Raw genomic sequence first — 13,143 nt, 5'->3', positions numbered from 1 at the left:
ATATGTTGTACAATACTCATTGTATCATAACAATATATAGTTTCGGGGTGTAGGGATGAGAAAGATTTGTGTGTTTGCAGGTTCAAATTTAGGGGGAAGACCAGAATTTAAAGAGCAGGCAATAGAGTTAGGGAAAATGTTTGTTGAGAACGATTATGAGCTTGTATACGGCGGTTCATGCGTTGGATTAATGGGAGAAGTAGCAAACGAAGTTCTTCGTTTAGGTGGACGTGTAACAGGTGTTATGCCGCGTGGTTTATTCCGTGGTGAAATCGTTCATACAGGATTAACAGAATTAATTGAAGTAGAAACGATGCACGAACGTAAAGCAAAAATGGCAGAGCTTGCGGATGCTTTCATTGCATTACCAGGTGGATACGGAACATTTGAAGAATTATTTGAAGTTGTATGTTGGTCACAAATTGGTATACATGATAAGCCGGTTGGTTTATTAAACATTAAAGACTTTTACGGGCCAATTCTGCAAATGGTTGATCGCGCAGCGGAAGAAGGCTTTATGAATCCATCGAATAAAGAGTTAATCGTTTCCGCTGAGACGGCAGATAAACTAATTCATGAAATCCAAAATTACGAGCGTCCTGTCTTGGGGACGAAGTGGAAGCAATTATCATAGTACATTTTTATAGCGATTTATAGAAACACATGTCTTTTTATCGTAAAAAGGCATGTGTTTTTAATATAGTTAAATATGTTAATGTTAAAATATAAAGTTTTCAAAAAGGAGAAATAGATGGAGGAGTTTGTGTATTTACGTCCTGTTTTTAAAAGTATTTTAGCAGCGTCTATTCTTGTTATGCTAATTGTTTTAAGACAGAAGAAAGAGCTAATTAATGAGTTTTCGCTTTGGTTTATTTCGGTTATATGTATTGGTGTTTCTGCGATAACACTTGTTATGCTAGGATTTATTGCTGATGAATATAGTTTAGGTGGCGATGTGCAGTCTTCTAATATGTTTATTGGGATTGTTTTGATCAGTGGTCTGAATTTCGTTATCTACTATAGACGGAAATAAAAAAAGGCATTCCATATTACTTCGGAATGCCTTTATCATTTTGATTACTTTGTTTTTTATACAGGTACCAGCCACCCCAGCCGCCACCAATTGCTACAACAACGAGGAAAGCATAGTCTTTAACCTCGACACGTATGTTGAAAATATTAGCTATGAGTAAGAGAATCCCAACTGTTATTAACGCAAAAAATGCTCTAATTAAGTAGTCTTTCAACTGAACCACTCCCGCCATTTAAGTAGTAAATGATGAATATGGAAAAGCTTTTTTGGATCTATTTTACTAAAGGGTGTTACCTATATTTTAACATAAAAGGGATTGTAATATATTGATAAAAGTAGAGGAGAGGGGGGCTAATATTGTCGTGATTTGTTGGTAAAGCGATATTCTTTGTCGAAACGTTGATATATCGTGAGTTGCGATCGATATAATTTTATGTATTATCAAGTGCGACCAATCAATAGAAAAAAGCGACTCTGAACGAGCCGCTTGCGCTTTAAGTGGTATCTAGCTCCAGCGGCTAGAATGTTTGGTGGCTTCGCTTTTTCCTGCGAGGCAAAGAGCGCCTCTACGTCAAAAGCTCCATCCCCCTCACATTCTGAGCGAGCCGCTTGCGCTTTAAGTGGTATCCAGCTCCAGCGGCTAGAATGTTTGGTGGCTTCGCTTTTTCCTGCGAGGCAAAGAGCGCCTCTACGTCAAAAGCTCCATCCCCCTCACATTCTGAGCGAGCCGCTTGCGCTTTAAGTGGTATCCAGCTCCAGCGGCTAGAACAGTCGGTTGTTTCACTCCTTCATTCGAGGCAAAAAGCGCCTCGGAATCAGGAGTTCCAACACCCTCCTGTTCTGAACGAGCCGCTTGCGCTTTAAGTGGTATCCAGCTCCGGTGGCTAGCTCTTCGTGTCTAAGAACCTTCCACATAAGAAGGCAAAAGCGCCTTCTATGTGAAAGAACCTTAGCCAGTCAGAGCTGAACGAGCCACCTCCGCTTTAAATCTATCCAGCTCCGGTGACTAGAACAGTCGGTCATTTCGCGCCTTCCTGTGAGGCAAAAAGCGCCTCTTCGTCAGGAGCTCCAATGCCCTCTTGTTCTGAGCAAGTCACCTCCGCTTTAAAATCTATTATTGATTCAAGAATGCACGTAGCATCCAAGCGTGTTTTTCTAGTTCTGTGTAGATGCCTAGTAGTAGGTCAGATGTCATTTCGTCGTCAGATTCTTGAGCGATTTCCATGCCTTTTTTCAGTTCAGTTAGCATCATTTCGTAGTCTTTCATGATTGCTTCGACCATCCCTTCTGCAGTTTCTCCGTAAGCTGCTTCTTGAATAGAAGATAGTTCTAAGTATTCTTTCATTGTTGCTACTGGTTTGCCGCCAATTGCTAAAATGCGTTCTGCGATTTCATCGATGTGAGTAGCTGATTCTGTGTAAAGCTCTTCAAATTTTTCATGTAGTGTGAAGAATTGAGGTCCTTTTACGTACCAATGGAAGTTGTGTAGTTTTGTAAATAAAACGCTCCAGTTTGCTACTTGTTTGTTTAATGCTTCGATTACTTGTGTATTCATTATGATCAATCTCCTCTTGAGTTATTATTTTATACGAATTACTAATTTATAATTATTATAATCTAGTAATTTGTATAAATCAACCCTTTTGCTGGAATTAATTTGAACAAATTATGAACTGTTGTAAATAAAAAATCCCTATTACTGTGAAGTAATAGGGATTTTTATTTGATATATAGCTCCAGTGGCTAGAATGTTCGGTGGCTTCGCTTCTTCCTGCGAGGCAAAGAGCGCCTCTACATCAAAAGCTCCATCCTCCTCACATTCTGAACGAGCCGCATCCGCTTTTAATGCTATCCAGCTCCAGCGGCTAGAACAGTCGGTTGTTTCACTCCTTCATTCGAGGCAAAGAGCGCCTCGGAATCAGGAGTTCCAACACCCTCTTGTTCTGAACGAGCCGCATCCGCTTTTAATTATTATATAGCTTGTTTCTTCTCTTCTAAATCTTGCCCATCCCAACACTCAGTATTCTTTAAGCCAGGGATAGAACTTGCAAGGAAAACAGGATCTTTTCCTTGTTTCTTTTGTTTTATATAGTCTACTAATGCTGAGTAGGCAAATTTGCTAAGGAATGAGATGGCAATTAAGTTTGTGAGTACCATTAGTCCCATGAATAAATCAGCTAAGCTCCAAACTGTTTGAAGGGCAGCGGTTGATCCGAAGAAAACCATTCCTACAACTGCAACACGATAAATCATTAGCCATGTTTTGCTTTCTTTAATGAATGCGATATTTGTTTCACCATAATAGTAGTTTCCAAGTAAAGAACTGAAAGCGAATAGGAAAATAATAATCGCTAAGAAAGTGCTAGCCCACGATCCAATTTGTGAACTTAATGCTTGTTGTGTTAATTCAATTCCTTGTAAATTTGATCCTTTGTAAAGTCCAGAACATAATACGATAAATGCTGTTGATGTACATACTAAGAATGTATCTACGAAAACACCTAATGCTTGAACAAGTCCTTGTTTTACAGGATGAGATACATCTGATGTTGCAGCTGCGTTAGGAGAGCTACCCATACCTGCTTCTGTCGCGAATAAACCGCGCTGAATTCCGAACTTGATTGCTGCTCCAATACCACCAGCGATGGCTTGGTCTAAACCAAATGCGCCGTTAAATATTTCCATGAAAATGCTTGGTAACATATTGAAGTTGTTAATAACGACAAAAACAGCTACGCCGATATAAATGATTGCCATTGGAGGAACAATCAATTCTGTAATACGTGAAATGCTTTTAATACCACCAAAAATAATAACAGCAACTAATAAAGCTAATACAGCTCCTACGATAGTTCGCTCTAGTCCAAAAGCATTTTCAAACGCTATTGTTACTGTATTTGCTTGTACTGAGTTGAAGATTAATCCGTATGCAACTGTAATGAGAAGTGAAAACCAAATACCCATCCAGCGCTTGTTTAAGCCTTTTTCCATATAGTAAGCAGGACCACCACGGAATCCACGTCCGTCTTTTACTTTATAAATTTGTGCGAGAGTACATTCTACAAAACTAGTAGCTGCACCGATAATGGCGATAAACCACATCCAAAATATTGCGCCAGGTCCGCCCATTGAAATTGCTAGTGCTACACCAGCTAAGTTCCCGATACCAATACGTGCAGCTGCACTTAAGCAAAATGCTTGGAATGGAGAGACGCTATCTTTTTTCTTTTCTTTTCGATTGAACCCTTTACTAATTAAACTGACCATTTCACCGAAATGAGTAATTTGGACAAATTTTAATTTAAAAGAGAAATAAAGACCGAAGCCGATTAGCATTGCAATAAGAATATATGACCACAAAATATTATTCGTTACTTCAAGGAATCTGCTAAAGATATCAACCATATAATACACTTCCTTTTTTTCATAATAAGAAAAGTATATGCAAAAAGTATACCAGAATCAAATCCTGCAAAAAAATATGTTACTTAAATGTGTTTTATGTTATGATTAAGTTACATCATAAAGTTTTTAGAATTATTTACATTTTAAAAAACTAAATTTAAAGCGAGAAAGAGGGGATAATTTGAAAGAAGAATCTTTATTAAAAGTAAGCCTTAAGATTTTGAAAACGAGAAGTAATTTATTTTTTATCGTTACATCTTCAAGTATGTTTCTAGGAGCTGCTTATTATTACAATAAAAGATTTCCAAATCACAAATATCCTGAATGGTTAGAATTTCTAAAATTGATTGGATGAATAAAAGACAGAAAAACAGAAAATTTAAATATAAATCCGTTGAGGAGGAGTTAAAGATGAATATTAGAGAAAGTGAACTTCCAGGTATTGGTTACAAGTTTCAAATCGTTACGAAAGGTAACGAAAAAATGGTGATTGTTATTCATGATGATGGACGTAGAGAAATGTATCATTTCGATTCAGACCATGAAGAAAGTCTATCAAGCATTTCATTGCGCGACTCAGAGGCAAGACAAATTGCAGCAATATTAGGCGGGATGGTATATAAGCCTAGGGCACTAGAAAATGTTGAGATGGTCTTTGAAGGTTTAGCAATTGAGTGGTTCAAAGTGGAGAATGCAGCACCAGCAATTGGAAAAACAATTGGTGATCTTGAAATAAGAAAAACATATAGCGTAACGATAATTGCAGTTATGAAAAAGAATATGAAAAAGCTATTTAATCCAGGTCCAGACACGGTGATTGAAGAAGGAGATATGCTTGTAGTTTCAGGTGAGAGAGAAGAAATTAAAAAAATTATTAATGAATTACTTTCGAATAGGGGGACTGACTAGATGGATACTTTAATTTTTGAAGTTGGTACAGCTTTAGTTTTAGTAGCAATTGCGGCGGTAATTGCTGGAAAGTTTAAATTCTCAGTAATTCCTTTTCTAATTGTTCTTGGGATGTTAGTAGGACCGCACGCGCCGACAATAGGTGTTATCGATCTCAAATTTATTGAAAGTGCAAGTGTGATATCCTTCCTTGGAAGGATTGGCGTTCTGTACCTTCTTTTCTATCTGGGATTAGAGTTTTCGATGAAAAAACTAATTAAATCTGGACGTTCTATCGCGATTGGTGGAACAATCTATATTTTGATTAACTTTTCGCTAGGATTATTATACGGATTTATAATGGGATTCCCATTACTCGAAATCTTAATTATTGCGGGTATTATTACGATTTCTTCTAGTGCTATCGTTGCTAAAGTGTTAGTGGATTTAAGAAGAACTGGTAATAATGAAACCGAATTAATTTTAGGAATTATTATGTTTGAAGATATATTCCTTGCTGTATATTTATCAGTCGTTTCAGGCTTAGTTCTTGGGGATCATGCTTCCTTCTTAGGTGCTCTTACTTCAATTGGAATTGCTTTAGGATACATGCTTCTCTTCTTTATTGTAGCTAGAAAGGCGACGCCGTTATTAAATAAATTGCTCAATATTAGTTCAGATGAAATTTTCATTATTGTAGTATTTGCTTCGTTATTCTTTATTGCAGGTTTTTCAGAAACAATTCACGTTGCAGAAGCAATCGGGGCACTTCTTTTAGGGTTAGTTTTCTCTGAGACAGAGCATAGTGATCGAATTGAACATCTTGTTGTTCCATTTAGAGACTTCTTCGGAGCTATTTTCTTCTTCAGTTTCGGATTAAGTATCGATCCGTTTTCATTAGGCGGGGCGATATGGTTAACGTTAGGTGCTGTCCTTCTTACAATCGTCGGAAACTTTGTTGCAGGGATGATTGCAGGAAGACAAGCTGGATTATCTCATAAAGCATCAACAAATATTGGATTAACAATCGTTTCAAGAGGAGAATTCTCCATCATTATGGCTAATATCGGCATCGCCGGTGGTTTAATGTCAGTACTGAAACCATTCTCAGCACTATACGTGCTTATACTATCGATCTTAGGTCCACTTCTGACGAAAGAGTCAAAGAATGTATATAAATTTTTAAATAAAATCTTTAAGTGGGATACGAAGACTAGATAAATTTTGAAAAAATAAAAGTACAAGATATTTACTGCTTGTACTTTTATTTTTTGCAATGAAAACAGTAAAGAGAGGTAAATGATGTTAGGAGAGTTGATTCACTCAGTTTTAGTTTTTCTAGAAGGACTTGGTTATTGGGGAATTATGCTGGGATTAATGATAGAGGTTATCCCAAGTGAAATCGTATTATCTTATGCAGGTTATTTAGTATCAACAGGAAGCATTACATTTTGGGGGGCTGTCGCGTTCGGTACAATTGGTGGTGTAATCGCACAACTATTCATTTATTGGATCGGTCGATACGGAGGAAGACCTGTTCTTGAGCGATATGGAAAATATATTTTGATTCAGAAGAAACATATTGATTATGCTGAAGCGTGGTTTAATCGTTACGGAACTGGTGTTATTTTTACAGCGCGTTTTATTCCTGTTGTGCGTCATGCTATTTCGATACCAGCGGGTATTGCGAAAATGTCACATGCTAAGTTTATTACGCTAACTACACTAGCTGTCATTCCATGGTCAATTGTATTTGTATATTTAGGTTTTAAATTAGGAACAGAGTGGGAAAGTATTAATAAAGTAGCTGGGCCATATGTGAAATACTTTGCACTTGCTGCTATTGTTTGTGCAATTGGTTATTTTATATTAAAAAAAATGATGAAAAAAAAGTGATTACGGAAAAAGAATCTATGCTGACATAGATTCTTTTTTATCGTCATTTTTTAAAGGATGAAAGTGTATGTTTAATATTTACCATATTGTGGCATATATATAGGAAAAGGGAGTTTAGGAAGGGGATTATTGAGAAATGGAACTCCAGTTTCAAAATGTATATCAACAAGTTGAGAATTGGTATGTGTTGGATTCGGAGCTTCCTTGGGATGTCAAAAAGTTAAGAAATGATTTATTTTCTCTTATTGAAGTAAGTGCAACGCCAGTTATTTTTTGTGATACGTGTGATGCGAATCATGTACTTTTATCATTAGGAGAAGAAGAAGAGGAGTTTTTATTCCCAGTAGGTGGTTTTTATCATAAAGAAAAACAATTAATTTTCGTTTGTATGTGGGAAGAGTATGAGCAAGTGCTCAAAACGCTATTGCATGAATTCAGGCATGCGATGCAGCATAAGGACGATGTACTATATGTTGGAAATGAACTATACGAAGAAAGATGGATTGAGAAAGATGCGAGGCATTTCGCGGAGAGGAAGCTAGATGAATATAAAAATAGAAATTTAATCTGAAGCATAGTGGAGAAAAATCACTGTGCTTTTATTTATTGCTAATTAAAAATAAGTAGTTGACCTTTAATAAGTTTAGTTCTAAACTAATAGTATCAAATGAGCGAGGTGATGGAATGAAAGCAGGGGAAAGACTTGGAGTACTATTATGGTTTCGTTTATCACGCTTTTATAATAGAAGTATTCGTGAGACGAATCAGCATTTGAAAAAGTGGAATGTATCTGCCGCTCAGTTTGATGTATTAGTTCAAATTGGAGGAAACGATCGTTTAACGCAGCAAGAACTTGGAAATAAGTTGTTTGTTACGAAAGGAAATGTTACTCAACTTTTAAATAAGATGGAGCAACTAGATTGGATTCAGCGTGAACAAGAAGGTACTACGAAATATATTTCATTAACAGAAAAGGGAAAGGTTCTATATGAAGAAATAGTCCCGCCGCAAGAAACATTTCAAGCAGAGCAATTTGATAAGTTAAATAGAGAAGAACAAAAACAATTATTAGAATTACTGAAGAAGTTGCAGTGATAAAAATTAAAAATAATTATCTCGATTTCGAGATAATATGAGGTGAAGGATATGTTTAGAAAAGTTGATCATAAAAATATGGGAAGAGCAAATCATGGGTGGTTAAATACACATTTTCATTTTTCCTTTGCAAATTATTATAATCCAAACAACATGAATTTTGGAGCAGTACGTGTTATGAATGATGATTTAATAGCGCCACAAACTGGTTTTGATATGCATCCGCACCGTGATATGGAGATTATCTCTTACGTTATAGATGGTGAATTAACACATGAAGATAGTATGGGGAACCGCGGGACAATTGAGCGTGGGCATGTTCAATATATGAGTGCAGGTACTGGTGTATTTCACAGTGAGCATAACTTAGGAAGTGAAACATTACGTTTATTGCAAATTTGGATTTTACCAGACCGCGACGGTCATAAACCAAACTATGGTGAGTTTAAATTTGATTGGAGTAAACGTGAAAATGAGTGGTTCCATATGGTATCTCCTTCTGATGGAGATGCACCAATTCATATTCACCAAGATGCAAATTTATATTCTTTATCATTAGAAGCTGGTAAAGAAATTCATTTTCCTGTTAAAGAAGGACGTCAATTGTACCTTGTACAAATTGACGGTAGCAGCGTTGTAAACGGTGAAACACTTGTAATGCGTGATGCAGCGGAGGCTGTAGAAGAAGATATTCACATTCAAGCGAAAGAGAAGTCTCACTATTTAGCAATTGAAATGAAAATGCAATAAAGTGAGGCTTTAATCGGTGGTGGCTTTCCAGCATATAAATAGCGGAATGAAAAGTTATAGGAAAGAGGACATCGTTTTTCGATGTCCTCTTTTTGGTGAGTTTAATTATCAGAAAAAACTTTCTCAATTTTTGAGAGCAGGTATTAGAAAGATTATTCAGAATATTTATAAAGGTGTTAAAAACTTTTAGGGAAATGGGGAGTGTTAGATTGAAAAAGCAAGTAATTTCATCAGCATTAGCATTAACTGTTATCGCAAGTGGGTTTGGGGCATTTGGAGCAACTACGACGAAAGCAGAAGAGCAAAAAATCCAGTATCACCAAGAGTTTAAAACACCAGCTTACATAGGTGAAGAATGGAAAGCGCCGGAAGGACTAGATAAAAAAGAGACGGTCTTTCAATATTTAGAGAGTAAAAAAGATATGTTTAAACTAGCAGGAAATATTGACAAACATTTCAATATCGTTGGTGAAGAAAAAGATGCTGAGTCTGGTACAACACATGTGAAGTTAGTTGAGAAGCATAATAACATTCCTGTGTATGGTTCAGATCAAACAGTTACGCTTGATAAAGAGAACAATGTAAAAGCATTTTTCGGACAAGTTATTCCGAATTTAGAGAATAAAAATATTCCTGCATCTGCAAGTATTAGTGCGGAACAAGCAGAAACGATTGCAAAAGCTAATATTGAGAAAGAAATTGGTAAAGTAAAGAATTATGATGGTGTGAAAAAAGATTTATATGTGTATGAAAAAGATGGTCAATACTATCTTGCATATCTTGTAAAAGCGTCGGTTTCGAAACCAGCTCCAGGATATTGGCATTACTTTGTTGATGCAACAAATGGAAATGTTATTGAGAAATATAATGCTGTAGATAACATTACTGGATTTGGTTACGGAGTATTAGGTGCTAGACAATCATTTGAAATTGCTCAAGATACGAAAACAGGAGCGTTCAACTTATTTGATGGTACACGAGGACAAGGTGTCCATACATTTGATGCAGAGAATATGAACGAAGACTGGTTTAATTTATTCTCACAAATTCTTGGATATACAGGAGAAGAAATTGGAAGTAAATCTAAGTTCTTCGAAGATAAAGCGGCAGTTGATGCGCATGTGAATGCAGGAAAAGTATATGATTATTATAAAAAGACATTTAACCGTAACTCTTTCGATGATAAAGGTGCAAAACTTATTTCTGCTGTTCACGTAGGTGAATCTTGGAATAACGCAGCGTGGAACGGTGTACAAATGATGTATGGTGATGGAGATGGTAAGACATTTATTCCATTATCAGCTGGCCTAGACGTTATTGGCCACGAATTAACGCATGCTGTAACTGAACATACAGCAAACCTTGTATATAAAAATGAATCAGGAGCGTTAAATGAATCGTTATCTGATATTATGGGCGTCATGGTTGAGAAGAAGAGCTGGGATTTAGGTGCTGATATTTATACACCTGGTAAACCTGGAGATGCACTTCGTTCTCTGAAGGATCCAGCATCTATTCCAAACCCATTAAAACCAGGTGAAGGTTACCCAGATCACTACAATAAACGTTATACTGGAACAGCTGATAATGGCGGCGTTCATATTAACAGTAGTATTAACAATAAGGCGGCGTATTTAGTTTCTGAGGGCGGCACGCATTACAATGTGAAAGTAACTGGAGTGGGCCGTGAAGCAACAGAAAAAATTTACTATCGTGCTCTTACAAAATATTTAACTGCAAACTCTGATTTCAAAATGATGCGTCAAGCTGCACTTCAATCAGCAGAAGATTTATTCGGTAAAAACTCTAAAGAGGTACAAGCTGTAACGAAAGCTTATGACGCTGTAGGAGTAAAATAATAAGAGAAAAAAGACCTGACTGGATTGTCAGGTCTTTTCCTTATTTAATCACGAATACCTAGTGCGATTTTCGCCATACGCGACATACGTTCTTTCGTCCATGGCGGATTCCATACAACGTTTACTTCTATTTCATTTACTTCAGGTACGTTCGTTGATAATACTTTTTTAACGTCTGATACGATTTGGCCAGCCATTGGACAACCGATAGAAGTCATCGTCATTGTAACGACAGCATTATTATTTTCATCTGCTGTAACGTCATAAACTAATCCGAGATTGATAATATCAACACCTAGCTCAGGGTCAATAACAGCTTCTAAGTTTGCATATAACTTTTCTTCAAACGCTTGTTGTGACATGTGTAGCACCCCCTAAATATTAATGATATCGGTTCTCATTATAACGGATATGCGGGATAAGTGCAGGAAATGAGCTCAAAAAAATATTCCTCTCTGAGAGAGGAATATTTTTTTGAAAAGCTATTCAGTTTTAAAATGAGATACAAGCTGATCTAATTCTTCAACTGTTTGTTTCATTTGTTTTGCAGTGAGAGTCATTTCATTCATCACGATGACTTTCTGTTCAGCAGATTGTGCCGTTGCGGCTGTTTCACTAGATACTTCATTTGAAATAGAAGCAATGTTATTAAGTGAAGCGTTCATTTCTTCAGCGCTTGCAGCCATTTCTTCAGCAGTTGCTGATATGTCTTGCATTTGAGTTGATACTTTATTTACTTGTTCAACAATTGTTGTGAAAGAAGTACCAGCCTCACGAACGACAGTAATGCCTTCAAATGCTTCAGAGCGGCCTTGAGACATCATAGAGCTAGCAGTTTCCGTATCATTTTGAATTTGATGAAGCAATTGGTTAATATCTTTTGCCGCTGTTTTTGATTGTTCCGCAAGTTTACGAACTTCATCAGCTACGACAGCAAATCCTTTTCCTTGTTCACCAGCACGAGCCGCTTCAATAGAAGCATTTAAAGCAAGTAGATTCGTTTGCTCAGCGATATTAGAAATAGATTGTACAGCCGTATCAATATATTTCGTATGGGTGATTAGACGTTCGACTACTTCTGATGTAGCATTTACAGCTTCATGTATCGTTGTCATTTGTGAAACAGATTTTTGGATAACAGTACTTCCGTCGTTAGCATGTTCAGATGTAGCTACAGCAAGTTCGGCTACAGATGAAGCAGATTCAGCGATACGCTGAACACTTATTGCCATATCATCCATCGCAGTCGAGCTTTCTTCCATACTAGAAGTTTGCGATTGAATACTTGAATTTAAGTTGGACATCGAGCTTTGAACTCTTATTGTCGCCTCGCGTGATGTATTAGTCTTTTCTAGCATATTTTCAGAAGCCGTTTGTACTTCTACAGATGTTTTTTGAACACGATTAATGATATGCTGCAAGTTTTCTAACATTTTATTAAATGATGTGGCAATAGCACCGATTTCATCATTGCTATTTACTTGTAGACGGGCTGTTAAGTCGCCTTCTTGAGAGGCCAATTCTTTTAGTTTAGTATCAATTTGTTGAATTGGTTTTACAAGCTTACCAGAGAACCACCATGCAAGAATAATTGCAGTTACAATACAAATAACAAGTGATAAGAAGACAACATATTCAATTCGTAGTGAAGATTGATCGATTTTTTCAATAGCTTGTTCACGTAATTTAGCTTGTTCATTACTGTAATTTGTGAAATCACCGATTACTTTATAAACAGTGCCATTCTCTGAAGAAGCTACTTGTAAAGCTTCTTCCCATTTTTGTTCTTTTGCAAGAGTGAATACTTTCTCTTCAATGAACTTTCTCCAAGTGGATCCTAATTCCGTTGTGTTTTTCACGGACTGAGAAGTGTTAGGGTTAGAAAGAAGTTGCCCTTTTGTATCTTCAAGACGTTTACTCATCTCATTAAACTTGTCTAATTCGACTTGATCATGTTGTAGTAAATAACCTCTTAAAGCAGAAAGTTGTACTTGATAAGCGTCTCCGCGCTCTTTCAATTCTGTTGCAAGAGGAGAAATTTCTTTTTGTAATGTTTCAGCTTTATGAGACTGATCCATGGTAAAGAATAAAATAAAAGCTAAGGCGATACCGAATAAAGCGCAAATCATTCCCATCATAAACATTAGTTTTTTTCGAATGCTAATAAAATTCATATGATAAAAATCCTCCTTGTAAAATCTTAGTATTAGAATTAAT

General features: G+C 36.5%; 16 protein-coding genes. 11 read left to right on the top strand and 5 right to left on the bottom strand.

From position 1 onward, the window contains the following. Nucleotides 1-55 precede the first annotated feature (55 nt). Both MR155_RS12945 and MR155_RS12940 read left to right on the top strand, forming a co-directional pair. Nucleotides 56-634 carry an LOG family protein gene (locus tag MR155_RS12945; protein WP_012261956.1) on the top strand — a complete coding sequence of 193 codons (579 nt, stop codon included), beginning with the start codon at nt 56-58 and terminating at the stop codon, nt 632-634. 117 nt (nt 635-751) lie between these two features. Next, nucleotides 752-1,033, top strand: coding sequence for a hypothetical protein (locus MR155_RS12940; RefSeq protein ID WP_002015993.1), 282 nt, complete (start codon nt 752-754; stop codon nt 1,031-1,033). A 16-nt stretch (nt 1,034-1,049) separates the two neighbouring features. Here the strand turns inward: MR155_RS12940 and MR155_RS12935 are convergent, their stop codons facing one another. Further along, on the bottom strand, nt 1,050-1,247 hold the full coding sequence (locus MR155_RS12935; protein WP_000656312.1) for a hypothetical protein: 198 nt from the start codon (nt 1,245-1,247) through the stop codon (nt 1,050-1,052). Between the two features lie 517 nt (nt 1,248-1,764). On the opposite strand from MR155_RS12935, the gene MR155_RS12930 reads away from it, so the two are divergent. Then, entirely contained in the window at nt 1,765-1,935 is a 171-nt protein-coding gene (locus MR155_RS12930) for a hypothetical protein (RefSeq protein WP_242310075.1), read from the top strand. Nucleotides 1,936-2,147: 212 nt separating this feature from the next. Here the strand turns inward: MR155_RS12930 and MR155_RS12925 are convergent, their stop codons facing one another. Both MR155_RS12925 and MR155_RS12920 read right to left on the bottom strand, forming a co-directional pair. Beyond that, entirely contained in the window at nt 2,148-2,588 is a 441-nt protein-coding gene (locus tag MR155_RS12925; protein ID WP_088008515.1) for a Dps family protein, read from the bottom strand. Between the two features lie 416 nt (nt 2,589-3,004). Further along, entirely contained in the window at nt 3,005-4,438 is a 1,434-nt protein-coding gene (locus MR155_RS12920) for an alanine/glycine:cation symporter family protein (protein WP_219301011.1), read from the bottom strand. Between the two features lie 181 nt (nt 4,439-4,619). Between MR155_RS12920 and MR155_RS12915 the strand changes: the two genes are divergently transcribed. The 8 genes from MR155_RS12915 (at nt 4,620) to MR155_RS12880 (ending at nt 10,926) form a co-directional block, all read left to right on the top strand. Beyond that, entirely contained in the window at nt 4,620-4,793 is a 174-nt protein-coding gene (locus MR155_RS12915; RefSeq protein WP_002143679.1) for a hypothetical protein, read from the top strand. Between the two features lie 56 nt (nt 4,794-4,849). Then, nucleotides 4,850-5,347, top strand: coding sequence for a cation:proton antiporter regulatory subunit (locus MR155_RS12910; RefSeq protein ID WP_002015988.1), 498 nt, complete (start codon nt 4,850-4,852; stop codon nt 5,345-5,347). Further along, complete coding sequence (locus tag MR155_RS12905) at nt 5,348-6,547, top strand: cation:proton antiporter (RefSeq protein ID WP_242310073.1); 1,200 nt, start codon at nt 5,348-5,350, stop codon at nt 6,545-6,547. Between the two features lie 81 nt (nt 6,548-6,628). Beyond that, nucleotides 6,629-7,222 carry an undecaprenyl phosphate transporter UptA gene (uptA, locus tag MR155_RS12900; protein WP_000900199.1) on the top strand — a complete coding sequence of 198 codons (594 nt, stop codon included), beginning with the start codon at nt 6,629-6,631 and terminating at the stop codon, nt 7,220-7,222. A gap of 136 nt (nt 7,223-7,358) precedes the next feature. Continuing rightward, nucleotides 7,359-7,793 (top strand): DUF3920 family protein, encoded by a 435-nt coding sequence (locus MR155_RS12895; protein WP_002015986.1) that lies wholly within the window; start codon nt 7,359-7,361, stop codon nt 7,791-7,793. A gap of 113 nt (nt 7,794-7,906) precedes the next feature. Next, nucleotides 7,907-8,317, top strand: coding sequence for a MarR family winged helix-turn-helix transcriptional regulator (locus MR155_RS12890; RefSeq protein ID WP_002129828.1), 411 nt, complete (start codon nt 7,907-7,909; stop codon nt 8,315-8,317). A gap of 51 nt (nt 8,318-8,368) precedes the next feature. Beyond that, nucleotides 8,369-9,067, top strand: a complete 699-nt coding sequence (locus MR155_RS12885; protein WP_242310070.1) for a pirin family protein — start codon at nt 8,369-8,371, stop codon at nt 9,065-9,067. Nucleotides 9,068-9,276: 209 nt separating this feature from the next. Next, nucleotides 9,277-10,926 (top strand): M4 family metallopeptidase, encoded by a 1,650-nt coding sequence (locus MR155_RS12880; protein WP_133116626.1) that lies wholly within the window; start codon nt 9,277-9,279, stop codon nt 10,924-10,926. A gap of 44 nt (nt 10,927-10,970) precedes the next feature. Here MR155_RS12880 and MR155_RS12875 read toward each other — a convergent pair whose 3' ends face one another. Beyond that, nucleotides 10,971-11,288: a metal-sulfur cluster assembly factor gene (locus MR155_RS12875; protein ID WP_002015982.1), complete on the bottom strand. Its 318-nt coding sequence runs from the start codon at nt 11,286-11,288 to the stop codon at nt 10,971-10,973. Nucleotides 11,289-11,408: 120 nt separating this feature from the next. Then, the gene (locus tag MR155_RS12870) at nt 11,409-13,100 is read right to left on the bottom strand and encodes a methyl-accepting chemotaxis protein (protein WP_242310067.1); all 1,692 of its coding nucleotides are present in this window, start codon (nt 13,098-13,100) and stop codon (nt 11,409-11,411) included. Nucleotides 13,101-13,143 lie beyond the last annotated feature (43 nt).

Source organism: Bacillus cereus group sp. BfR-BA-01331, from assembly GCF_022663915.1.
Lineage (GTDB): Bacteria > Bacillota > Bacilli > Bacillales > Bacillaceae_G > Bacillus_A > Bacillus_A mycoides.
The sequence above is the reverse complement of the archived record's forward strand: the minus strand, read 5'-3'. Positions and strand labels throughout refer to the sequence as shown.